The sequence below is a fragment of the Fluoribacter dumoffii NY 23 genome, assembly GCF_000236165.1.
Classification (GTDB): Bacteria; Pseudomonadota; Gammaproteobacteria; order Legionellales; family Legionellaceae; genus Legionella; species Legionella dumoffii.
This window is the reverse complement of record NZ_CM001373.1, coordinates 1,507,097-1,530,977: the sequence shown is the minus strand read 5'-3', so window position 1 is coordinate 1,530,977 and position 23,881 is coordinate 1,507,097. Positions and strand designations below refer to the sequence as shown.

The window sequence follows — 23,881 nt, the reverse complement described above, 5'->3', positions numbered from 1 at the left end:
CACTAGTTGTTATGTAGTGGTGCGGTAATGGCGAATCTTGAAATTAAACCGCCAATAGAGCAGTAACACACTTATAAAAGCAGCCAATGACATGCCCCACCAAAGACCAACTCCTCCCCATCCCATAGGGATTGCAAACAGATAGCCTAAAGGTAAAGCAATTCCCCAAAAACTGAGAATGGAAATGAATAAGGTGTAACGCGTATCTTTTAAAGCCCGTAAAGCCCCAAATAGCGATATGCGTGCTGATTCGAATATTTGAAAAATGGCACTTACTGCCAAAAGTTGAATGGCAAAATGCAATACCATTTGATTACCTGGTTCCTGGATGTCAAAATCAATTCCAATAAGTATTTTAGGGAAAAACCAGTAAACTAGTGCCGCACAAAACATAAAAATAACTGAAGTAAATGTCCCAATAAGACCCGCATGCTTCGCGGTAACCAGATCACCTTCTCCTAGTAAATGCCCCACGCGAACCGTGATGGCCTGGGCTATGGAGAAAATAATGGATATTAAAATACACAAATATTGTAATGCAATTTGATTGGCCGCTAACATTTGGCTTCCGAGTGATCCCATTACTAAAATCAGAGCAAAGAAAAAGCCAACTTCAACACAATACATAATCCCTAATGGGGTGCCGATTTTGAGCAGCTCAATCTGGTAAAAAGGTTTTACGTAAGTAAAGAGAAGCTGAGTGTATGGCTTATAATTTTTATTTGTAAAAATATACCAACAGAACGTAAGCCCAGTTATCCATGAACCTATAGTTGTGCCCCAACCTGCACCAGCAACTCCCAGAGCAGGAAACCCAAATTTTCCAAAAATAAGTACAAAACTGAACAAAATATTCAAGGAAACATTCAGCATACTGAAGACTAATGCCAAGCGCGTTTTACCAAGTCCTATGACAAACTCCATGAGGACCACAGAGATAAAATTGGCGAGCAGGCCCCAGGTAAGAGCATGTAAATAAGATTCAGTCAGTTTAACTAAAGCTTGATCTTGCCCAAAATATACGAGAAGGGGGGCAAAATGCCAAAAGAAATACCAGGTGGGAATGGTTAAAATGAAGGCTAACCAAAATCCATCCCTGAACACCAAACAAATCCCATGGTGGTCTTTAGCCCCATATCGGTGAGCTACCAGAATATTAATTGAATTTAAAATCCCAATAATTATGACGTTAAATGTTGCAAATAACCAAGCCACCAGGGAACCTGCCGCTAATGCATGTTGACTTACATGAGCCAGGAAAACAGTGACAAAAAAGTAAACCGAGGATTGCAATAATCCCGTCAAGACCAGTGGGACAGCCAAATTGAACAAGGATTGAAAATTACTTTTAAATGATTTCACAAAAACTCTCTACATCCGTATTTAAATGCTCTTCATTGGCAAAGATAGAGTGCAAATTGAATTGTTAAATATGTTTATTATAGTTCTAATACGTCAAACTGTATTTTATTGTCGTAATTTTTTGGAAAATTCACAACTGATTTAAGCCGAAAAGTCTATCGGCTTAAAGGTGCATGTTAATTTGTGAGGGAAATTGATTCTGGATAATAATCCTTATAAAAATGTTCGATGTCTGCATAGAGTTCATTTAATTCTTCTATATCATAAATACCTTTGTTGGCTTGTTCCGTTAAGTTTTTGTATGTTTCAATAAAATCTTCCAATTGATGTTCTAATTCTAGGTCTTTCCTGTTTTTGGGAATTTTAGCAATGAAATCATCCAATTTCGTTTTAATTTCATCATACTCTTCCTTGCTTCCCAATATCTTCACTTGAGTTTCGGATTTCTTAAAGGAGTGATACAGAAAATAAAGCGCAATAAGGCCTATGGGAATTATAATAAAAAAAGCTAAATAAAAACCTGCAGGATTGGTCTCATTTATCCGGGGGCTGCATAAAGGCATATTCTGGTTTTCTGCATAGGAAGATAGAGCTCTTGGTTGTTCTGTCGGAAGCCGGTATACAGGTGTTTCATAAGACCAGTTAGGCAGGTGATGTTCGTTAACATCAGACAATTTCCTATCGCATTGGAAAAATGTGGGGCGTAATCGCGGCTGGTGCGGCTGTTTTTCTTGGAGATTGGGTAGGGTTATTAATTCCAGTTTTTCCGGTCTTTGAGGTGGTTTCAGCCCTCTAAGCTTATATTGGAACGTGATCCAACGATGCATGGAATCCATTAATGTATTTAATTCCTGCGCTTGACCTGCAAGGGTTGCGAAATCAGATCCTTTTATTTTGGGGGTATTCAAATGTTCAATAACATAGTTTACCTGGTGTTTGAGTGCTTGATTGGTTTTTGCCAGCTCTGCTGTTGTAGAGGGAAAATGCGCTAAGGTATCTTGATTCCCTATAAACCTAGATAATAGTTCCCGCTCTGAAGTGAGCCATTTCTTTATAAGGGATAAATTTTGTTCATCCTGAATTGCTTTATGGTAAGCTTGAGTGTTTGCATGAATTATTTCTTCGATGTGGGCAGAGGATTCATCAATAAACTGTTCAATTTGTTTCAGTAATAAAGAGAGCTGCTCTTTAAATTGAAACACTGTATATACTTCTCCTGCTTGCCCTAATAATTCCATTGTCTGAGTAATGACCTTTTGAAATTGCTCGAGTTGGTTTAAATCGGTGATTGCTTTGGCATAATGCTCGAGTACTTCCTCCTGCATATTTATCAATTGAAAATCAGGGCAATCTTTAAGCTGGCTGGCTGTTAGTTGCATGACGGGCATAGGATTTTCTACTAGTTCAGTTGAACCCTTGCCGCACTCTTTTACCGCTTGCGTGGGATATGCTTTCAAATCCGAAGGTTTATCAATGGCGAAAGTATAGGGATGAGGGTTCACTGGGTTTGCATTAAGGGCAAAATGTAATATTCGGTTGCGTTCAGTGGATAATTGTTCAATGGTTTTTGAAAGATCCCCAAGACGGTCCCTCAATAACTGGGATTCAATGCGATGGGTCAGTTGAGGATGGATTTCATCATCAATCGTACTGCGGAAATTAGCCAGAAACAGTCTATCCGAACCTATAAAGGGAGAAATACCTTTTTCGATGGTACGCACGTAACGCGTGACAAATTCCAATTGCTCCCTGGTTTGTTTGGCATTTGGATTTTGGCTGATCCCTTTAAGGATATGATTGAGATCCAATAAAAAGAAATTTATAGGCTGATTTAAATGATCGGGAGGCAGTTCCTGATTTCTTAATAATAAATAATCACCCGTTTTTTGCATTAATTCATACAAAGCAGGCCATTGCAGGCGTTGGCTATCAATGGGTTGGACATGAAAGTCGTCTCGAGTTAAAGAGTGGCGCGTCTTATATGCATTCGAATAAAACCATGAGTGTTCATATACATTAATAAAAGCTTGGGAGTCATCTGCGAACCAGGAACTTGGATTGACTAAATAATCAGAATGGATTCCTGAGTTGGCGCGCGTCTTAAGTATCCATTCCCTTTGGGCTAATTCCTCTTCGGTATAACAGGATTCTGAATGGATCCAAAATCGTCTCCGTTGATGTTGGGGCTGATAGACAGTGTAATGCTCTTTCTTGTCCTTTGTCATACTTCTCACTCCTTGAGATAGAATAACCAGAAAGCTCTTGTGCGGTTGGTAACTAAATAGAATATTTTTGAACCAATTTATTTGATAACATTCTTTGGGGGAATATGCAACCCAGGAGAAATTGCCCTAGAGAAATGTGGTGTAACAATCTGTTTTTTGTTAGATTATATTTTTTAACTTAAATGAGTCGCTTTATGCCTTCTTTTGATATTGTCTCTGAAACGAATATGGTTGAATTACGTCATGCGGTTGATAATGCGATACGTGAGATGGGTACTCGCTTTGACTTTCGTGGGGTAGAATCAAGCATTGAACTTAAAGATCTTACAGTCACATTACGGGCTGAATCAGATTTTCAAGTTAGACAATTGGAGGATTTGTTCCGCAATCATTGCAGTAAACGTAATGTTGATGCTTCCGGGGTCGATATGGAAGATGAGCCGGTACACAGCGGGAAATTTTATTCCTTGAATATGACCTTTAAACAAGGCATAGATCAACCCACAGCTAAGGAAATTGTGAAATGCATTAAAGATTCCAAGGCCAAGGTCCAAGCGTCTATTCAGGGAGATAAAGTTCGTGTTACCGGTAAAAAACGGGATGATTTGCAAGAAACCATAGCCCTGTTAAAAAACTCTAATATTAAATTACCATTACAGTTTGAGAACTTTCGAGATTAATCTTTTTGAACCTGTTCTCTGACCCTTTCATTGTACGATTCATACTGTCTTTTGCCACCTTCTCTCCCTGAGGAGGAGGTAAAGTAATTTTTTTTTCACATCCATGCAGCGGATTAGTCAAGGATTGCCCACCTCCATTTATGGAAGTGGGAGGAGATGGATTTTAGTTGACAATTTCATCAATTTTGGCAGAGATTCTTGCCAATAGGTAAGGATCCTTACTTGCAAGGCTGCGAGCAACTTTAAGTTGGGCGACTGCAGCTCTTTTTTGACCTTCAAGGAGTAAACATTGGGCTTGAGTAAAATAAGCGTAACCTTTTTGATTTGATTGTGCCTGGGCTCGAGCTAATTCACGGCATAAGGGCAAATCTTGTTTGTATTTTCTGCTTCCTTTCAGCAACAGGCTTGTAGCTTTTTCATTTTGATTGGCTGCCAATAAGCCTTGAGCGTAGGACATCAGGGCTGCATAATTGTCCGGGTAGTTTTTCTGTATTTCCTCAAGCCGGGAGAGCGCCGCTTTATGTTGTGATAAACCTGTTTCAGTCTGTGCCATAGCAATTTGAAAATAAAGATTATTATTCTGACTTAATAAAGGAGCCAAAATTGCCGAAGCTTTTACAAAATTATTCGTATTGATTAAAGCAAGAGCATGACCATATTGGCACGCCTCGACCGGGGTTTTTTTGTTGCAGTGATGTTCATAAAATTCGAGTAAGGTTTTAGGCTCTCGCGCCACCGAAGTGCGAATCAATTCCTTGACTAACGCATAATCCATAGAGTCTGTATAGTGTTTTCGAGAAAATTGGGAGGTGCGGTTCTCTGCTTCGGCTATCCTGTCTCCGTCCAAAGGGTGGGTCCGCAAAATGGCCGGAACATTTGCAGTATAATAATAACGTGAATTTTCCTGCATTTTTTTAAAGAAAGCAGCCATACCATGGGGATTAAATCCTGCCTTGGTTAGCATGTCGATTCCAATCCTATCGGCCTCTTTTTCTTTGGAGCGGGTAAAATTAATATTATCTTGGGAAAATCCGGATAGGGATCCCATCATTCCCGCCATTCCAACTGTAGGGTTAATAACCCCTAAAGCCGCAGATGCCAGCAAGGATGCCAGCATGGGAATGCGCATTTGTTTTTGATGTTCGATTGCCCGGTAAAGGTGGTGTAAACGCACGTGTGCGATCTCATGGGCCATTACTCCAGCCAATTCGCTTTCGCTCTCAGTAGTTAAGATAAGTTGCGAATTTATCCCGATATGACCGCCTGGACCGGCAAAAGCGTTGATTTCATTTGATTTTACTATAAAGAAATCAGGTGACTTAATATGACCCGCATGAGCAAGATTTTTTCCAATACGATTAATATATTGACTTGCCAAGGGATTGCGCTCCACACTTTCTGATTGATTGATCTGCTGCACGAATTCTTTTTCCAATTGTTCCAGCTCATTCGTGGTGTATGGAGACAGGGCTTCAGCAAATGAATGTTGGGCAAAAAGGCTGGCTAATATGAGCCAACAGATGTTTTTCTTAATTTTCAATTTAATCATTAGGCTACTCAAAAATTGAATAATTTGTTATCATTCACGCATCGTAACTACTCATCCTCTCACGTTATCCTGCGGCTTGTCCTCGGAGGACGTCCATTTAATGCGAGAGCAGTTACCATGCATCTTTAGAAAGGTACTAAAACAATGCACAAAAAGTTTTTGCTCGCAGCTCTTGAACAGGCCCGTCTTGGACAAGGCCATTGTGCCCCTAATCCTTGTGTTGGCGCTGTTGCTGTGCAAAATGGAGCTATTATAGCACAAGCATGCCACAGAGGTGCAGGGACACCGCATGCAGAACAATTATTGTTAACACAGATCCCTCCTAAAACGCCAGGGGTTAGCCTATATATTTCTCTTGAACCCTGTAATCATTGGGGGAGAACACCTCCTTGCGTTGATGCAATTATCCAACATGGTGTAGAAGAAGTTATTTTTGCTTATTTAGATCCTAATCCGGTTGTTGCTAAAAACAATTCCACAGAAAAATTACGGGCTCATGGGATAAAGGTGACGCATTATCCTGTTGACGAAATTAATGAATTTTATAAAAGTTACGCCTATTGGACTTTAACAAAAAAGCCCAGGGTAACAGTGAAGATAGCACAAACCTTAAACGGTAAAATTGGTCGCGAAGTAGGGGAGCGGGTTATTTTATCAAACGCCTTATGTGGGGAATTTACCCACCAAAAGCGTGCTGCGGCTGATGTAATTCTTACAACAGCCAAAACAGTACGTCTGGATAATCCTAAAATGAATGTACGTTTAGGCCAGAAGGAGCAGCAAAAGCCTGTAGCAATTATTGACAGGAAATTGAGCCTGAATAAAGAATATAGTATTTTTTCAACGGCTGCTCATTGTCATGTATATCATTCCCACAATCAGGAAGTTTCCTATCCCAATAGTACCTTGCATTTCATTCCGATGGTGAATGGGATGATGAACTTGGGTGCGGTAATCAGCCACCTGGGGGAATTAGGTTATCATGATGTTTGGGTAGAGGCAGGGGGGGCTCTTTTTAGTGCACTGCATCAAGAAGGGTTAGTTCATCGAACGTATTTATACATTGTTCCAAATATTTTGGAACACAATGCAGTTTCAGCATATCAGCAAGGTGGGATATTTGACCGACCGCATTCTGTTTCTTGGCATACTATGGGCGACAATATGGTAGCATGTCTGGATTGGCGGGAAAATTAAATGAACACCGGATCAAATGAGGTCGCGTTATGAAGTATTCATTAGCAACAATAGAACACGCAGTGGAAACACTCAAAGCCGGTAAAATGGTTATTTTAATGGATGACGAAGATAGGGAAAATGAGGGGGATCTGGTGGTCGCGGCAGAATACGCAACACCGGAAGTAATCAACTTCATGTCGCGTCATGGTTGTGGTTTGATCTGCTTGTCTATGGCTGATGAACTCATTGATAAATTACAATTGCCCATGATGGCGCAAAATAATAAATCGCCTTATGGTACGGCATTTACTGTATCCATAGAGGCGGCTGAGGGCGTATCAACAGGTATTTCGGCAAAAGACCGAGCTCAAACGATTAAAGTGGCAATTCATCCTGAGAGCGGCCCTGCAGACATTATCTCCCCTGGGCATGTTTTTCCCTTACGGGCCAGGAAGAAAGGAGTATTGGAGCGATCTGGCCAAACGGAAGGGAGTGTTGATTTGGCAAAACTTGCTGGTTTGACACCTGCTGCTGTGATTTGTGAAATCATCAATGAAGATGGTACTATGAGCAGACGCGACGAGCTGGTTTTATTTTCGAAAAAACACAATATCCCTCTGGTAACCATCAAAGATTTGATAGAATACCGAATCCGTCATGAAGAGCTGGTCACAGTTGCTGCTTCCACGCGTATTCCTTTACAGAACAAAGGTGATTTTAATATGACGGTGTTTGCAAACGAGCTTGATGACGCTGAACATTTTGCTTTGGTGAAGCCACCTGTATTGGCCAATCAAGTACCTTTGGTACGAATTCATTCAGAATGCATTACAGGCGATGTTTTTGGTTCTTGCAAGTGCGATTGCGGCAAACAATTGGAACAATCTCTCTCCCTGATTGCGGCGGAGGGAGGAGTTTTAATTTATTTACGTCAAGAAGGACGAGGAATTGGTTTAGCGAATAAACTAAAAGCTTATGCCTTGCAGGAGCAAGGTTGGGATACCGTTGATGCCAACCATCAATTAGGTCTTCCTGTGGACAGCAGGGATTATGCGATTGCCTATCAAATGTTGAAATATTTTGGTATCAATGCAATAAGGTTATTAACCAATAATCCATCAAAGATTGCTGCTGTTGATCATTACGGAATAAAGGTAATGGAGAGAGTACCTTTAGAAATAGAACCTACTAAGGAAAGTCACAAATATTTAAAAACTAAAAAAGAGAAGATGGGCCATTTACTGGCAATAAACTAGTGGTCTTTTGATTGATTGCAGTCTGAGTGAGCGAGACAGAGCCGGAAATCTACTGAATGGCAAACCCTGAATATGGCTTACGCCTTCACCCAGGCAGCAATTTTCTTTTTCTCTACTGAACAGTACTAAATTAGCAGGATACAAGGTCAATTATGACAAATTTTATTTTTATTACAGGTGGTGTGGTCTCTTCCTTAGGTAAGGGTATTGCAGCTGCGTCTCTGGCGGCTGTTCTCGAAGCACGTGGACTTAAAGTAACACTAATCAAGCTTGATCCCTATATTAACGTTGATCCTGGAACCATGAGTCCTTTCCAGCATGGTGAAGTTTTTGTAACAAATGATGGCGCAGAAACAGATCTGGATTTGGGTCACTATGAACGTTTTGTAAATACAACCATGACAAAACGTAATAATTTTACTTCCGGAAAAATCTATGAAAACGTCATAAAAAAAGAACGAAGAGGCGATTATCTAGGGGGTACGGTTCAGGTTATTCCCCATATAACTAATGAGATAAAAAGATGCATTAAGTTAGGGGCCGATGGTTTTGATGTGGCAATGGTTGAAATTGGTGGAACTGTCGGCGATATTGAATCATTGCCATTTCTTGAAGCAATTCGTCAAATGCGGATTGAATTAGGTTCGCAAAGAACGTTATTTCTACATCTGACTTTAGTTCCTTATATTGCAACATCAGGTGAAACGAAAACCAAACCAACGCAACATTCAGTAAAGGAACTGCGTTCTATAGGTATCCAGCCTGATATTTTGATTTGCCGTTCAGAAAAAGCATTACCTATGTCTGATCGAGCTAAAATTGCCTTGTTTACCAATGTGGAGAAAGAGGGAGTTATTCCCCTTGAAGATGCGCCCAGTATTTATCAAATTCCGAGAATATTACATGAGCATGGGCTTGATGACATCGTCGTTAGGAAATTAGGGCTGGATGCCAAGCCCGCGGATTTAAGTGAATGGGATCGTGTGGTGGCGATGGCTGCCATGCAAAACATGACAGTAAAAATTGCTATGGTAGGCAAGTATATTGAATTAAATGATGCCTATAAATCAATTAATGAAGCGTTACTGCATGCAGGGCTCCATACTCAAACTAAAGTTGAAATTTCCTATTTGGATGCAGAATTGCTCGAAAAACATGGGGATTCGCTTTTGGAAGGAATTGATGCCATTCTTGTTCCTGGCGGCTTTGGAGAGCGTGGGGTGGAAGGTAAAATTAAAGCAATCCAATATGCTCGCGAGCATAAAATTCCTTTCCTGGGAATTTGCTTGGGAATGCAGACAGCAGTTATAGAATTTGCCCGAAACGTTGTGGGTTTAAAAGAAGCAAATTCTACCGAGTTTAATAAAAATACACCTTATCCTGTACTTGGACTAATCAATGAGTGGATGGACGTGGATGGCTCCAAACAGTTGCGCGATGAACATGGCGATTTAGGCGGCACAATGCGTCTTGGAGCTCAGTTATGTCAATTGGCAGAAGGTACATTGGCACGAAAAGTCTATGGGAAACCCCAGATTATTGAGCGTCATCGCCATCGTTATGAAGTAAATAATAAATATATTGAAAGCCTGGTTGAGCATGGATTAATTATCTCCGGGCGCTCAGCAGATAATTCTTTAGTTGAAATGGTGGAATTAGCAGACCATCCCTGGTTTTTAGCGTGTCAATTTCATCCAGAATTTACATCAACTCCGAGAGCAAGTCATCCTCTCTTTAAACAGTTTGTACTTGCTGCTCGCGAAAAACATCAAGGAAAAAATTAAAAATGAAATTATGTGGATTTGAAGTAGGTATCGATAAACCCTTGTTTTTAATTGCTGGACCTTGTGTTATCGAGAGTGAAGAGTTGGCATTGGAAACAGCTGGATATTTAAAGGAACTATGCAGCCAGTTGCAAATTCCTTTTATATATAAATCTTCCTTTGATAAAGCAAACCGTTCTTCCATTTCCAGTTATAGGGGACCTGGCTTTGAAAAAGGGTTGGCCATTCTGGAAAAGGTGAAAAACCAGGTTGGCGTTCCTGTCTTAACCGACGTCCATGAAGATACACCTTTATTGGAAGTGTCCAGTGTGGTTGATGTGTTACAAACCCCTGCTTTTTTGTGCAGACAAACCAATTTTATTCAAAAAGTAGCATCGATGAATAAACCGGTTAATATTAAAAAAGGCCAATTTCTGGCTCCTTGGGAAATGAAACATGTCATTGCAAAAGCAAAAGCATGCGGCAATGAACAAATAATGGCTTGTGAGCGTGGCGTAAGTTTTGGGTATAATAATTTGGTTTCAGATATGCGTTCATTAGCTATCATGCGCGAAACAGGATGTCCTGTGGTTTATGATGCAACGCATTCAGTACAATTACCCGGCGGAAATAATGGGGTTTCTGGAGGACAACGCGAGTTTGTTCCTGTACTTGCCCGGGCTGCAGTCGCAGCAGGTATTTCAGGCTTGTTTATGGAAACCCATCCAGATCCAGATAAAGCCTTAAGTGATGGCCCAAATAGTTGGCCTTTAGCTAAAATGAAAGTTTTGCTTGAGTCTTTAAAAGCTCTGGATGCTGTATATAAAAATACAGGGGAAATTGAATAATTCCGCTTTTTTCTATTATTCCTCCACTGGCGATTGATAGATGAGCTAAACTATACTTATAGAAGTTTTTGAGAATTATTATGAAAAAGTCCAAATGGCATCAGATTGCGGAAGCAAACAATTTAAAGATTGATCCTATTGATACGCTCGAAGAATTGCGTGATATTGAGAATATTAAGCATGATCCCAATGATACTGGACGTGAAATGGACGTTCTTACTAATACCAGGGTTGGCCCTGTACATTTACCAGCACAAATAAAGAGTATGCAAAATACAGTAGATCCAAATGATACACCTGCCGAGTCTGAAGATTATAAGCCAGAAGCTCCGAAAGCCCGCTAATGCCTGTTTATACAGGCTTTAGTTTCTCACTCTTTTTCAAATTGTGCAGACATTTATCTCTATTGGTTTTTCCTATATCTTCTTTTTTGATTACATAATGCAATAGATAAATCCCTTCATCATCTTTGGAAAATATTCGAGTGATTTTATGCATGATGAATTTTATTAGAGATTTTTATAAGAATAGCTTAGAAAAATGAAATAGTTAAAAATAATTCAAAAATAAAAGTTGAGGGAGTGGAGCACCTCCCCATAAAGGAGAGGTGGGTAATGCATCAAACTAACTTATTTCGCTCATGGTGGATACGGCATGATAGCCAGCATCTACATGCACTACTTCACCGGTAATGCCAGAGGCAAGCTTGGAACATAAGAATGCTGCAGTATTACCAACTTCTTCAATAGTCACATTTCTTTTTAAGGGGGTGATGTTTGCATAAGCACTTTGGATTTTACGAAAATCTTTAATCCCCGCAGCAGCAAGCGTTTTAATTGGTCCTGCGGAAATGGCATTAATTCGAATACCTTTTTGGCCCAAACTTGCAGCTAAATAACGTACAGAAGCTTCGAGGCTTGCCTTCGCAACGCCCATCACATTATAGTTTGGAACTGCTTTTTCTGCGCCATAATAAGATAGAGTTAAAAGAGAACCTTCAGTACCTTCCATCATAGGCAAAGCAGCTTGAGCGAGGCCTATCAAACTGTAAGCACTGATATCATGAGCGATTCTAAATCCCTCGCGAGTGCAGGATTCTACAAAGTCGCCACTAATTTGATCTGCGGGGGCATAAGCCACGGAATGAATTAAAATATCCAAATGATCCCAGTGTTTGCGAAGATTGGTAAAAAGGGTTTTGATTTCTTCATCGTGGGCTACATCACAAGGAAAGGTTAATGAAGAATTGAATTCAGCCGCCATTGATTCAACCCGCTCTTGCAATCGTTCATTTTGATAAGTAAATGCCAATTCAGCACCTTGCTCATGGAATGCTTTGGCAATGCCATAAGCAATTGAGCGATTGCTGGCCAGACCAATAATAAGTGCTTTTTTACCTGCTAAAAATCCCATCATGTTCTCCTCAATAATTAACATGAGTTCGACATAAAAGGAGTTTGGAGTCTTTTATGTCGTTAAACGAATGTTATCCCTAAAAATGCATCGCATTTATACGGGATCCAGCTTAAATAAATAAGCTCGACATGAAAAATGGTAAAATTCTTGTCGAACCGATATTAATTAGTGTGTAATGCTAATAATTCGCGCATTTTGGCTTGAATCATCTCAATAGCAATCCGGTTTTCTCCCCCGCGAGGAACAATGATATCTGCATAACGACTGGAAGGCTCAATAAACTGTAAGTACATCGGACGTACAGTGGTTTCATATTGATGGACTACCGATTCAAAAGTTCGATGCCGTTCAACTACATCTCTTTTTAAACGGCGGGTTAAACACACATCTAGAGGAGTAGACATAAAAATTCGAATATCCATTATTTCTCTTAATTCTTTATCGCTGAAAAGCAATATACCTTCAAGAATAATAATGGCATGTTGGCCGACAGTTCGGGTTTCAGGTAAGCGCATATGCTTGGAATGAGAATAAATTGGAATCTCTACAGATCTGCCGTCTCTTAATTGTCTTAAATGCTCGCAAAGCAAGGCATGATCAAAAGAATCGGGATGATCGTAATTAATTTTCTCTCGTTCAGGAAATGGCAAATGGCCATTGTCTTTATAGTAAGCATCTTCAGAAATTACTACTACTTGTTCTGAGCCAAGCTCATTAACAATAGTATTTGCCAAAAGACTTTTACCTGATGCAGAAGGGCCTGAAATCCCAATAATAATCGCTTGTTTGTTCATGATGATATCGCTAGAAATTTCGTGCAAATAGTAAAGGTTTTTTGAGTTAAATTCAATCTTTAATTAGGATTTGCGTCTTTAACTGCCTGGTTTTTAGGGGGCGAGACACCTAATTTCATTTAATATAAGTTTAGTTGATTTCACAGTTCATTATGGAAATAAATAAGCAGGAGGAAAAAGCGAAACCCTTAGTTTTATTACTAGACGGTTTCGCATCAAGCAGGTTTTTTAATTAAAGGAAGATACCACCTCTTTCAAGGGCTGACCAACAGCTGCAGCCGGATTTTTTATCCCCAGCACTGCGGACAAAGTGGGTGCAATATCCGTTGTATAAGTCGGCCGAAAAATGCGCTGGGCTTTAAAAGCAGGATGAACAAAGAGCAGGGGAACATAGCTGTCATATTGCCATGGACTGCCATGGGCAACCCGCTCCTTACCCTTTAACCCATAGGATTGGTTTGGCGGTTGTATAAGATAAATATCTCCGGAGCGCTCGGGAAAAAACATCATGTTGACTTTGGTGCTAAGCCAATCTTTTTCAATTCCTGTAAGGGGTAGGGCATAGGCTTTGAAGATACCAGGCTTTAGGGTTAAAGCCTGTACCAAAGATAGTTTCACCTGCTCTGCCTCCAGATGATGTTCATTAATTATTTTATGATCAAGATAGATGTAGGGTGGTATGAGGGACACTAAGGCTTGTTCTGGGAGTTTATGTTGTTTTTTAAGTACCGTGCGCAGGTATTGCTCCATTTGCGGAATATCCATGGGGGTAACTTCGTCCATATGGAGCGCATTGAGATAGTTTTGACCATCATGTACCCCATGATCTGCAGTGAGTACGATGAGGGTATTATTTAGACCTACTTGTTTGTCAATTGCAGCAAAAAGATGTGTCAGTGTTTTGTCCAATTCCAATAAGTTATCTTCTGCTTCGAGGCTATGGGGACCGAATTGATGGCCAATGGCATCAACAGCGGAGAAACTGATGCCCAGATAATCTGTTTTTCCAGCCGTTTGCCCTAAATGTTCTTCAACCAAAAGTTGTTCTGCAAAATCTGCAGTTAATTGATCTGCCTTGGGAGTTCGAGACAGCGATTTAAAATACTCAGGTGTTGGAGATTGCGTAATATGATGAGGGAAGGTTTGTCCAAAAAATTCATCTTGATGGGAAAAAACTGGTGACTGGGCATTTTGATACTCAACTTGGGGACGGCCAAGTTTCCATTCGTAGTCTTTTGGATGGTAATTTTTATTCCAGTTTTCAACCCATTGCGGGTATTTAGAATAGTAATAGGTACTGGTAATAAAACCACCATTAGTCGTATCAAACCAAAAGGCTTTACCTGCATGGCCCGCCAGGGTAATGGCGGAGCGATCTTTTAGGGATACTCCAAATACCCGTCCTTTTCGGGCAATTATAATTTCATCGCTTAAGGTCGTGGCATACAAATTTTTAGGGGAACGCCCTGGAATATCGACATGACTATGAGGTGTTTTTAGTATTTTGGTTTCCAAATCTTCCATGCAATAAACTATTTGATGAGTTTTCCGGTCGTACCACTCATTATTTACCACTCCATGCAAGGCTGGAAAACTGCCAGTGGCAACCGTTGCATGCCCGGCACAGGTGGTGGTATTGGCATGGGGATGATGGGTATTGTGATAATCAATCGCATGGTTTAAAACATAATTAAACCCTCCGTTGCCAAATTGTTGCTGATGTTGGAAAATTAAATCACCACGTAACTGATCGATTACCAATTGCACAACCAATTTAGGTTGATTGATCTGCGCATGGGCATTTAAAAAGCACAGAGCAAGAAGAGTGGAGTAGATGTATTTTTTCATAACTTACCTTTTGCCGCCGAAAGGTTTAACTTAATCAACAGTACTTAAAAATGCAATCAAAAAGGTGATCTGTTACCTAATTCATTCATTTAATGCGGCAAAGTTTTTAATTAATTGAAAAATTCATTGCCAGAATCTTGAAATAATTTTCTTACTTTTCCTTGGATCGTCGCGACAAAATATTGCTATCTTATTGACTTTTCGAGATAAAAATTAATTAAGGAGTAAAAAGAAAATGCATGACTGGTATTATGAATTAGTTTAAACTCCGCTTGGAGAACATTTTACTAATCCCGATTCATGGAGTTTAAGGAGAACAGAAATGGGTTTTAAGTATGTGGAATATGATACATTATCAAAATACATCAGGGAAAGTATTGCAACTGAACTAAAAAGTCACGATTTGGATGAGAAAAATTTACCAAAGGCTTTAAAAGATCTTTCTGTTAGTCATCCTAAACGTGCAATTCAATGTAAATACCTACTTAAAGTACTGGCTTGCCTTGATAAATATGGTGATCAAAAAAAAGCAGAAAAAGAATGTGTACTCAATGCGGCAGCTTTCTATATTAGGGCGGAAATTTTCCAAAGTTATCAAGGAACAATCACTTCATTCTTTTTATCTCCCGAGAACAGTACTTTATATAATGCATTAACTACATCCCTTAATCTTAATATGGATAATTTTCCCGACTCTAAAGATTTATTCGAAATGTATAAGGCATTAAGCGTTTTTATGAATGCACATGTTTTTGTAGATGCAAATCCCGTTAAAGGTTATTTGGATTCTGAGAAACAAGCGTTCTCCACTAAAAGAATAAGGGGTTATAAGGTAGAAGTAGTCCTGCAGGATTTAGTTGGAAAGATAGCCAAACTTGAGCTGGAACAGATTGAAAAAGCAAAAGAACAACAACTTAAGAATACAAATCGCCTGGGCTTATTTTCATCAGCTCCCATTATTCCAACAACCGAATCTCCTGCTGAGAGCAATGTTAATGAGTCAATTTCAATCCAATGCATCTAGCAGTGTATTGAGTAAATTAGCGCAGCAGAACCAAGAGGTTCCCAACCTTTGTTTTGCTGCGCTCTATTACAAATAGATTGATTATATTTGCGGTTCCGATATTTTTTGGGCTTGTTCTATGGGATAACCAGAAACAGCCCAATCCATAATCCCGCCATTTACCGAATAAACCTCCTGGTACCCTAAATCCAACAAGACTTGGGCCGCAAACAAGGATCTTACTCCTCCCTTGCAATGTAAATAGATAGGAAGATTTTTATTGGGAATTCGGGTTTCAATAGATGAACCGATGAAGTCTTTAGGTATATGCAATGCTCCAGATATATGAAACTCTTGCCACTCCTCCAATTCTCTCACATCAATTAGGCAAAGATTTGGATTAGTCTCCATCAATTTTTTTAGTTGATGTACATCAATGGTTTTAATATTAGGGTTGATCATAACGAATTTCTCTCACTATGGGTCGTGTCAATGTAGAGTGGTGCAGCAGCCAATAAATTGTAGCTGTGAAAACACCTCCGATTAAGGTGGCAAATGCCCAGGTAGCTGCAGAAACCAAAACAGTTTTTTGTCCGGTTTGGTTCATATTGCCGGCATCATGGGCTACAGCACCAGCAAAAATCAAATGGAGGATGCCATTAATAAGGGTCATGATAAGTAAAAAAGTTTGTATCTGTGTGGAAAATTGTTTTACTAACTCATTGATCATGAAGAAATTCCTTTAATTGGTTAATCAATCTTTTGTTAACTTTAACGCCTAGTACCCTCACTTCTTGGTAACAACACGTGTAATATATAGGATGTCTCAAAAAGATAAAATCTGACGTGCAAATATAATAACAGAAAATTGCCAAGATCTTTTATTTCTGTGTTAACCTCGGTAACATCATCGAAAAAAAATAAAAAGAGAATTAGCATGAATGTTCATGAAATACCTGTTCCGCATTTGACCACAGCACATTCTGGACCATTGTTTCATGTGGAGAAAATTGTTTTAAACCAAATTGCTGCTATTGAAGCCTGGTTTAGACATCAATGGAAAGAAACACCGCCGCCACTGACTTCTTCGGTTGATTTACGACATGCGGGATTTAAATTGGCCCCCGTAGACACTAATCTGTTTCCAGCCGGGTTCAATAACTTGAATCCAGAGTTTCTTCCGTTGTGTATTCAGGCAGCGCAATCAGTATTGATTGACTATGTTCCCGACTGTACCCGAATTTTACTTGTTCCTGAAAGCCATACCCGTAACAAATTCTACTTACAAAGTCTCAGTGTATTGCGAACTATTTTTGTAAAAGCTGGATTTGTCGTGCGTATTGGGAGTTTGGACCCTGAGATTAAAGAACCCACAGAGGTTATTCTTGAAGACGGGGACAGCCTATTGTTAGAACCCATTGAGCGTCAGGGGGATCGGGTAGGATTGATGAACTTTAATCCCTGTTTCCTCATGTTGAATAATGATTTGTCCCAGGGAATTCCCGAGATTTTGCAAGGCATAAAACAAAAAATCAGGCCCACAGCACAATTAGGTTGGTTTTCACGATTAAAATCCAGCCATTTTAATTTCTATGAAGAAGTTGCTACAGAGTTTGCTGAATTTGTTGGTATGGATTCCTGGTTGATCAATCCTTATTTCAGTGCATTGGAAGGTATCGATTTTATGGCACAGGAGGGGATCGATCGGCTCGCCATCGAAGTTGATAAAATTCTCACCTTAATGAGCGACAAATATGCGACTTATGGGATAAAAGAGAAACCCTTTGTGGTAATTAAAGCAGATAATGGTACCTATGGCATGAGTGTTATGATGGTACATGAGGCAGAAGAAGTGCGCCAATTAAATAGGAAACAACGAACAAGAATGTCTACCAGCAAGGGGGGGCGTAAAGTAGACAGGGTAATTATCCAGGAAGGGGTATACACCTTTGAAACCATGCCCAATGGTTCTGTTGCCGAGCCTGTTGTTTATATGATTGGCCAATTTGTAGTGGGAGGATTTTACAGAGTTCATAAAGAGCGGGGCATAGATGAGAATCTAAACTCACCCGGAATGCACTTTGAGCCCCTGGCTTTTGCTCAAGCCTGTAATATGCCCTGTGACGACTTAACCGAGGAAGATGAACCAAACCGCTTTTATGTTTATGGGGTCATTGCTCGATTGGCTGCTCTTGCGGCAGCAAGGGAAATCGCAGCTATTGGAGGTGAGTAATGAAACTTGGGGTGTTACTCGATCCGTTATCCCAACTTATCCCTTATAAAGACACATCACTTGCCCTAATCAAAAGGGCGCAGGAAATGGGGTGGTCCTGTTTTGTGTTTACCCAGGATGATTTATTTTGTAAAGAAGGTCGCGCTTTCGCCCAGGTTTATGATTTACGTATTGGCGATTTACACAGTAAAGATTGGGCGACAATTAAAATGCTGGAAGAACAACCTTTGAGCGAATTGGATATCATTCTGATGCGCAAAGATCCTCCTTTTAATATTGAATACATTTATACCACTTATATCCTGGAACTTGCAGAACGGGAAGGGGTTCTTGTTGCGAATAAACCGCAAAGTTTACGTGATGCCAATGAGAAATTTTTTACCCTAAATTTCCCTCAATGTTGCCCAACTACTCTTGTCTCCCGCAATATGAAACGGTTGAAATCATTTTGGATGGAGCATCAACAAGTCATTTTTAAGCCGTTGGAAGGAATGGGCGGAAACTCTGTGTTTCATGTTGAGGAGCACGGTGAAAATTTGGCAGTTATTTTGGAAGTTTTAACTAAAAATCAAACTCAAACAATTATCGCCCAACGTTATATTCCGGAAATTAAAAAAACCGGGGACAAACGCATTATATTAATTAATGGCGAGCCCGTTCCCTATGCTTTGGCCCGAATTCCTGCAGAAGGAGACTTACGGGGTAATTTGGCTGCAGGTGCGCGGGGTGAAGTAGTCCCTATTACTGAGAGAGATCGTTGGATATGTCAACAAATAAAACCTACATTGATAGCTAAAGGCTTGTATTTTGTCGGCATTGATGTCATTGGAGATTATTTAACGGAAATCAATGTAACTAGTCCAACCTGTTTGCGGGAAATAGAAGCTGCAACAAAACTCGATATTGCAGGTGACTATTTACGTTGTCTTGAGAAGATATGCCGTGCTTGAAATTATTGAAAAGCAGTCTGGTAAGTGAACCTGGGATTCCCAAGTTCACTTATGATCTAACAACTGGGTTACGATTTTGCATTCACCCAGGTATTTCTTATTCATCTACGTAATCACCACCTACTTCGGCTGCAGCCTCTTGATCTGCTTTCGTATCATCAATATAAAGGGAACCCAGATCGGATTGGTCGCCTGCAATAAGATGATTACGATATTGCAGGTAGGCATCCCTCATGAAAGCATACTTATCCAAAGCTTCATCCATGATGCGATCAGTGTCTAACAGTTGCGAGCGTAAATCAACATATCGCAGTGCGAGCAAACTGTAGACTACGGCATCATCCTTGATGTAAACATAAGGACTGTATAATGCAAACTGGAATAACCAACCTGCACCATCCCTGAGTGTGCTTGGTCCCAGGAAGGGGATAACCAGATAAGGGGAGTTTTTATCCCCCCATTTAGCCAAGGTCAGGCCTAAATCATTGGAATGCGGGGGTAAACCAAATGTTTTAGCGACATCAAATAGCCCCCCCACACCCAAAGAAGAGTTTATTATAAAACGCCAAGTATCTTTTATGGCCCATTTACCTTCAGCCTGCAGGATATCATTGCCGACAGTTGGAATGAGATCCAGATTATTATAAAAATTATTAACGCTTTTACGAACAGGCGCGGGTAAAACGGCTCGATACACCTTTGCTGGAGGTTTTAAAAATACGTTATCAAAGGCGGTATTAAATTTATATACCTTTCGGTTAAATGGTTCGAAAGGATCGGCGGGATTAGTTCCCTTACTGACACAACCAGTTAAAACGAGACTGCCGGTAAAACTGATAACTAGTGAAATTAAGCGCATGATTTTTTTTATTATTTAATTTTATAAGATGTTACACGAGTTTGTTGTTCTTGCAAACCAGACTGTTTGTCAGAATTTTAATAAAAAAGTTACCGGGCCATCATTGCACAAGTGAACCTGCATGTCGGCGCCAAAGGCTCCGCTTTGGGTATGGGGATATAACTGAGCTGCTCGGGTCAATAAAGTATCAAATAATTGTCGCCCAAGCTCAGGGGAAGCTGCATTGGAAAAACTTGGACGCAGCCCTTTTTGAGTTTCGGCCATCAAAGTAAATTGAGGCACTAACAATAGCCCTCCCTCAATTTCTTTAATACTTAAATTCATTTTGCCTTGATTATCACTAAAAATGCGATAGTTAAGGCATTTTTCTAACATTTTATTGATGTTTTGCTCTGTATCATCAGGTTCAAACCCACAAAGAATCATTAAGCCCTGAGCAATTTTTCCAACTGTTTCCCCACCAATATCAACTCGGGCGTGAGTTACTCTTTGAATTACAATCAACATGCATCAGGTCCTTGCTTGGAAATTTCTTTACTTGCATAAATTAAAGCATCAATGATACCTGATTCCCTATCGGAATGCCCCGCATCACGTACTATTCTTAAATTGGACGCCGGTATGGCTCGATGAAGCTCATAGGCTCCAGCCAAGGGAGAGATTAAATCAAAACGACCATGCACGATATAGGTGGGAATATGTCTTATTTTATGCACATTATCCAAGACCTGATTGTCTTCAATGAAGAAATGGTTGTTGATGTAATGGGATTCAAGTGTTGCGAGAGCGAGGGCGAAATGAGGGTCACTGAATTGATCAATGACATATAAATGGGGTTGTAAACTGCTGCAACGAGCCTCCCACAAGGCCCAGGCTTTTGCTGCGCTCATGCGTGCTAAATCGTTGAGTCCCTGCAAGCAATTGGTATAATACTCCGGGATATGGTCCAACATATTTTCAGGTACATTAGTGATAAATTCCTGCCAATAATCAGGATAAACGAGGTTGGCACCATGTTTATAAAACCAGTCAATATCGTGTTGCCTTCCCAGGAATACTTGATGAAGCTGCAATGCCCTGATCTGTTGTGGGAATTTTTGGGCATAAAGCAACGCCAATAAAGAACCCCAACCTCCCCCAGACAATACAAATTCGGTTAACCCTAAATAATCCCGGATGGCATCGATGTCATCCAGCAATAAGCTGGTTGTATTTTCCCTAATTTCCAAATGAGGTGTAGAGCGTCCGCAGCCGCGTTGATCAAAAATAATGATTCGATAATGTTGGGGATCAAAAAAACGTCTCAAATAACCATCCCCGCAAGAGGCTCCCGGACCCGGGTGTAACACTACAACAGGCAATCCTTCAGGATTTCCGGTTTCTTCAATGTAAAGTGTATGTAGTGCACTAACTTTTAATTCATGTTGCGCATAAGGTTTAATTGATGGATAGAGCGAGTGCATTTTGATCCTTGAGGAAGTTTCATTTTAATCCTATTGCTTTATTTTGCGCTGGGAATCGCCTGAAAGCAACAGGTATTCACTGTAAAACAAGTTTATACTTAAGTTAGTATAGCTTCTATTTTCTTTTTCTTGCGAGATAGTAGGATCTATTAATAAAATACACCATCTTTTTTTCCTGGAATTTATTTATGACCCTTGCCGCACTTCTTAAAGGACTCAATGAGAGACAACGCGAAGCAGTTACTTCTCCACTTGGTAATACGCTGGTCCTGGCTGGGGCAGGCAGCGGCAAAACGAAAGTTTTAGTTAGCCGCATTGCCTGGCTCATTGAAGAGGAGCATATTTCACCCCATGGGATTTTGGCAGTAACCTTTACCAACAAGGCTGCAGGTGAGATGCGGGCAAGGTTAAATGGTATGATGAATGCCCCGGTACTGGGATTATGGGTTGGTACTTTTCATGGATTGTGCCACCGATTACTCCGCCGGCATTATAAAGAAGCCAATTTACCGGAATTGTTTCATATTCTGGATTCAGAAGATCAAGCACGGATGATTAAGCGCGTACTTGCTTCATTAAACCTTGATCCAGAACAATGGCCAGTTAAACAGGCACAGGCGTTTATTAACGGACGCAAGGATGAAGGAATACGGCCGCAACATGTACATACCTTGCCTTATGGACCGGGTAAGACGCTACTTAATATTTATAGTGCATACGAACAAGCATGTCAGACCGCAGGGGTTATTGATTTTGCAGAATTGTTACTGCGCACTCATGAGTTGTTGCGTGATAATCCTGAGATTCTTAATCATTACCGCCAACGCTTTCAAGCAATCCTGGTTGATGAGTTCCAGGATACGAATACCATACAGTATGCATGGATACGACTTCTGGCGGGAGAACATACCGCTGTTTTGGCAGTGGGCGATGACGATCAATCTATTTACGGTTGGCGCGGTGCCAAAGTCGAAAACATTCAGCAATTTTCTCAGGATTTCAAAAACACGCAGATTATCCGTTTGGAGCAAAATTATCGCTCCACAGCTACCATACTTGATGCTGCAAACGCCCTAATTACGCATAATAACTCACGGATGGGAAAAGATTTATGGACAGATGGGGAAACTGGAGAAAAAATTCTTGTCTACGGGGCATTTAATGAGCTGGAAGAAGCCCGTTTTGTCTGCGAACGTATTATGATGGAAATAAACCAGGGAGTCAGTGCGGATGAAATCGCTATTTTATACCGATCCAATGCGCAATCCCGGGTTTTAGAAGAAGCATTATTACGAGCAGGGATTGCCTACCGTATTTATGGTGGGGTACGTTTCTTTGACAGGGCGGAAGTAAAGGATACTCTGGCTTATCTGCGTTTATTGGTTAATCCCAATGATGATACCGCTTTTGAGCGGGTAGTGAATTTCCCAACACGAGGTATAGGTGAAAAAACCCTTGACGATTTGCGTCATTATGCCAAATCAGAGCAATGTTCGTTATGGCAGGCGGCCAAGACTTTGCTTCAATCAGGTGAAATGGCACAACGGGCGGGCTCTGCATTATCCAAGTTCATCGAATTGATTGAACAATTGCAGCAGAATACCGCGTCAATGGAACTGGATGAACAATTATCTGTGGTCATTCAGGTGAGTGGGTTATATGCTCATTTCAGCAAAATAAAAGGGGATAAATCAGAGTCGCGCCTTGATAACATTCAGGAGTTAATCAATGCGGCAAAACAATTCCGATACGAGCAAGAGGAAGAGGAAGAAATTCCTTTAATTAATGCGTTCCTGGCACATGCTTCTTTGGAAGCGGGAGAAATGCAGGCGGAAGAACATGAGCGTTATGTCCATTTAATGACTCTACACGCTGCTAAAGGTCTCGAATTTCCCATAGTATTTTTAGTTGGAATGGAAGAAGGGGTATTTCCAGGGAAACAATCTTTAGATGAACCTGGTCGTCTGGAGGAAGAGCGCCGTTTATGTTATGTGGGCATGACGCGCGCCATGCGTAAACTGATCCTTTCTTATGCTGAAATAAGACGTCAATATGGGCGGGAGGAATATCATCGCTCTTCACGATTCTTAAGGGAATTGCCTCAGGATTTACTTGACGAAGTTCGTGTCAAAGCGAAATTTCAATCACCCGCTGTTCCCCGGAAACCCTCTATTGTCCAGGAAACATGCGGGATGTCTTTGGGGCAAAATGTCTCCCACGCTAAATTTGGGCAGGGTGTTGTTTTAGCGATTGAAGGAAGTGGTGCGCATACCCGGGTGCAAGTAAAATTTAGAGAACATGGGGTTAAATGGTTGGTCTTGGCCTATGCTAATTTAGCGGTTGAAGCACAATAGTTCGGCGTAAAAGAATGTAGGCAAGCTGATGTCAACCCGATATAATTCCTGGGCTGTGCTTAGTTGCACCCAGGCTATGAGAAGTCCATTGTTTAACCT

General features: G+C 40.5%; 21 protein-coding genes. 10 read left to right on the top strand and 11 right to left on the bottom strand.

Going from position 1 to position 23,881, the window contains the following annotated elements; all coding sequences use genetic code 11:
* Nucleotides 1–9: 9 nt before the first annotated feature.
* Together KYQ_RS06885 and KYQ_RS06880 are read right to left on the bottom strand one after the other, a co-directional pair.
* Nucleotides 10–1,362, bottom strand: coding sequence for an MATE family efflux transporter (locus KYQ_RS06885; RefSeq protein WP_010653292.1), 1,353 nt, complete (start codon nucleotides 1,360–1,362; stop codon nucleotides 10–12).
* Between the two features lie 176 nt (nucleotides 1,363–1,538).
* A complete protein-coding gene (locus KYQ_RS06880) occupies nucleotides 1,539–3,587 on the bottom strand; it encodes a hypothetical protein (RefSeq protein ID WP_010653293.1) in 2,049 nt (682 codons plus the stop codon).
* Nucleotides 3,588–3,781: 194 nt separating this feature from the next.
* Between KYQ_RS06880 and KYQ_RS06875 the strand changes: the two genes are divergently transcribed.
* Entirely contained in the window at nucleotides 3,782–4,267 is a 486-nt protein-coding gene (locus tag KYQ_RS06875; protein ID WP_010653294.1) for a YajQ family cyclic di-GMP-binding protein, read from the top strand.
* A 163-nt stretch (nucleotides 4,268–4,430) separates the two neighbouring features.
* Here KYQ_RS06875 and KYQ_RS06870 read toward each other — a convergent pair whose 3' ends face one another.
* Entirely contained in the window at nucleotides 4,431–5,816 is a 1,386-nt protein-coding gene (locus tag KYQ_RS06870; RefSeq protein WP_010653295.1) for a M48 family metalloprotease, read from the bottom strand.
* Between the two features lie 144 nt (nucleotides 5,817–5,960).
* Here KYQ_RS06870 and ribD point away from each other — a divergent pair, with 144 nt between their 5' ends.
* The 5 genes from ribD to KYQ_RS06845 all read left to right on the top strand — a co-directional run bounded on the left by ribD (nucleotide 5,961) and on the right by KYQ_RS06845 (nucleotide 11,206).
* Nucleotides 5,961–7,013: a bifunctional diaminohydroxyphosphoribosylaminopyrimidine deaminase/5-amino-6-(5-phosphoribosylamino)uracil reductase RibD gene (gene ribD, locus KYQ_RS06865; protein ID WP_010653296.1), complete on the top strand. Its 1,053-nt coding sequence runs from the start codon at nucleotides 5,961–5,963 to the stop codon at nucleotides 7,011–7,013.
* 29 nt (nucleotides 7,014–7,042) lie between these two features.
* Nucleotides 7,043–8,251, top strand: a complete 1,209-nt coding sequence (locus tag KYQ_RS06860) for a bifunctional 3,4-dihydroxy-2-butanone-4-phosphate synthase/GTP cyclohydrolase II (protein WP_010653297.1) — start codon at nucleotides 7,043–7,045, stop codon at nucleotides 8,249–8,251.
* A 152-nt stretch (nucleotides 8,252–8,403) separates the two neighbouring features.
* Nucleotides 8,404–10,035 carry a CTP synthase gene (gene pyrG / locus KYQ_RS06855; RefSeq protein WP_010653298.1) on the top strand — a complete coding sequence of 544 codons (1,632 nt, stop codon included), beginning with the start codon at nucleotides 8,404–8,406 and terminating at the stop codon, nucleotides 10,033–10,035.
* Nucleotides 10,036–10,037: 2 nt separating this feature from the next.
* The gene (kdsA, locus tag KYQ_RS06850; RefSeq protein WP_010653299.1) at nucleotides 10,038–10,862 is read left to right on the top strand and encodes a 3-deoxy-8-phosphooctulonate synthase; all 825 of its coding nucleotides are present in this window, start codon (nucleotides 10,038–10,040) and stop codon (nucleotides 10,860–10,862) included.
* 80 nt (nucleotides 10,863–10,942) lie between these two features.
* Complete coding sequence (locus KYQ_RS06845; protein WP_010653300.1) at nucleotides 10,943–11,206, top strand: hypothetical protein; 264 nt, start codon at nucleotides 10,943–10,945, stop codon at nucleotides 11,204–11,206.
* A 280-nt stretch (nucleotides 11,207–11,486) separates the two neighbouring features.
* Here the strand turns inward: KYQ_RS06845 and KYQ_RS06840 are convergent, their stop codons facing one another.
* The 3 genes from KYQ_RS06840 to KYQ_RS06830 form a co-directional block, all read right to left on the bottom strand.
* Nucleotides 11,487–12,275 carry an enoyl-ACP reductase FabI gene (locus KYQ_RS06840; protein WP_010653301.1) on the bottom strand — a complete coding sequence of 263 codons (789 nt, stop codon included), beginning with the start codon at nucleotides 12,273–12,275 and terminating at the stop codon, nucleotides 11,487–11,489.
* A 164-nt stretch (nucleotides 12,276–12,439) separates the two neighbouring features.
* Nucleotides 12,440–13,072: a uridine kinase gene (gene udk / locus KYQ_RS06835; RefSeq protein ID WP_010653302.1), complete on the bottom strand. Its 633-nt coding sequence runs from the start codon at nucleotides 13,070–13,072 to the stop codon at nucleotides 12,440–12,442.
* Between the two features lie 228 nt (nucleotides 13,073–13,300).
* Nucleotides 13,301–14,920 (bottom strand): alkaline phosphatase family protein, encoded by a 1,620-nt coding sequence (locus tag KYQ_RS06830; RefSeq protein ID WP_010653303.1) that lies wholly within the window; start codon nucleotides 14,918–14,920, stop codon nucleotides 13,301–13,303.
* 322 nt (nucleotides 14,921–15,242) lie between these two features.
* On the opposite strand from KYQ_RS06830, the gene KYQ_RS06825 reads away from it, so the two are divergent.
* Nucleotides 15,243–15,944 (top strand): hypothetical protein, encoded by a 702-nt coding sequence (locus KYQ_RS06825; RefSeq protein WP_010653304.1) that lies wholly within the window; start codon nucleotides 15,243–15,245, stop codon nucleotides 15,942–15,944.
* A gap of 81 nt (nucleotides 15,945–16,025) precedes the next feature.
* Here the strand turns inward: KYQ_RS06825 and KYQ_RS06820 are convergent, their stop codons facing one another.
* Nucleotides 16,026–16,385, bottom strand: coding sequence for a rhodanese-like domain-containing protein (locus KYQ_RS06820; RefSeq protein WP_010653305.1), 360 nt, complete (start codon nucleotides 16,383–16,385; stop codon nucleotides 16,026–16,028).
* Nucleotides 16,372–16,653, bottom strand: coding sequence for a hypothetical protein (locus KYQ_RS06815; protein WP_010653306.1), 282 nt, complete (start codon nucleotides 16,651–16,653; stop codon nucleotides 16,372–16,374). The genes KYQ_RS06820 and KYQ_RS06815 overlap by 14 nt, the downstream gene beginning before the upstream one ends.
* A gap of 207 nt (nucleotides 16,654–16,860) precedes the next feature.
* On the opposite strand from KYQ_RS06815, the gene gshA reads away from it, so the two are divergent.
* The gene (gshA, locus tag KYQ_RS06810) at nucleotides 16,861–18,156 is read left to right on the top strand and encodes a glutamate--cysteine ligase (protein WP_010653307.1); all 1,296 of its coding nucleotides are present in this window, start codon (nucleotides 16,861–16,863) and stop codon (nucleotides 18,154–18,156) included.
* Nucleotides 18,156–19,106: a glutathione synthase gene (gene gshB / locus KYQ_RS06805; RefSeq protein ID WP_010653308.1), complete on the top strand. Its 951-nt coding sequence runs from the start codon at nucleotides 18,156–18,158 to the stop codon at nucleotides 19,104–19,106. Before gshA ends, gshB begins: the two co-directional genes overlap by 1 nt.
* Nucleotides 19,107–19,203: 97 nt before the next feature.
* Here gshB and KYQ_RS06800 read toward each other — a convergent pair whose 3' ends face one another.
* From KYQ_RS06800 to pip, 3 genes are all read right to left on the bottom strand, one after another.
* Nucleotides 19,204–19,965, bottom strand: a complete 762-nt coding sequence (locus KYQ_RS06800) for an MlaA family lipoprotein (RefSeq protein ID WP_010653309.1) — start codon at nucleotides 19,963–19,965, stop codon at nucleotides 19,204–19,206.
* Between the two features lie 69 nt (nucleotides 19,966–20,034).
* Nucleotides 20,035–20,472, bottom strand: a complete 438-nt coding sequence (gene dtd, locus KYQ_RS06795) for a D-aminoacyl-tRNA deacylase (RefSeq protein ID WP_010653310.1) — start codon at nucleotides 20,470–20,472, stop codon at nucleotides 20,035–20,037.
* Nucleotides 20,466–21,428 (bottom strand): prolyl aminopeptidase, encoded by a 963-nt coding sequence (gene pip, locus KYQ_RS06790; RefSeq protein ID WP_010653311.1) that lies wholly within the window; start codon nucleotides 21,426–21,428, stop codon nucleotides 20,466–20,468. The genes dtd and pip overlap by 7 nt, the downstream gene beginning before the upstream one ends.
* A 188-nt stretch (nucleotides 21,429–21,616) precedes the next feature.
* On the opposite strand from pip, the gene uvrD reads away from it, so the two are divergent.
* Nucleotides 21,617–23,782, top strand: coding sequence for a DNA helicase II (gene uvrD, locus KYQ_RS06785; protein WP_010653312.1), 2,166 nt, complete (start codon nucleotides 21,617–21,619; stop codon nucleotides 23,780–23,782).
* Nucleotides 23,783–23,881 lie beyond the last annotated feature (99 nt).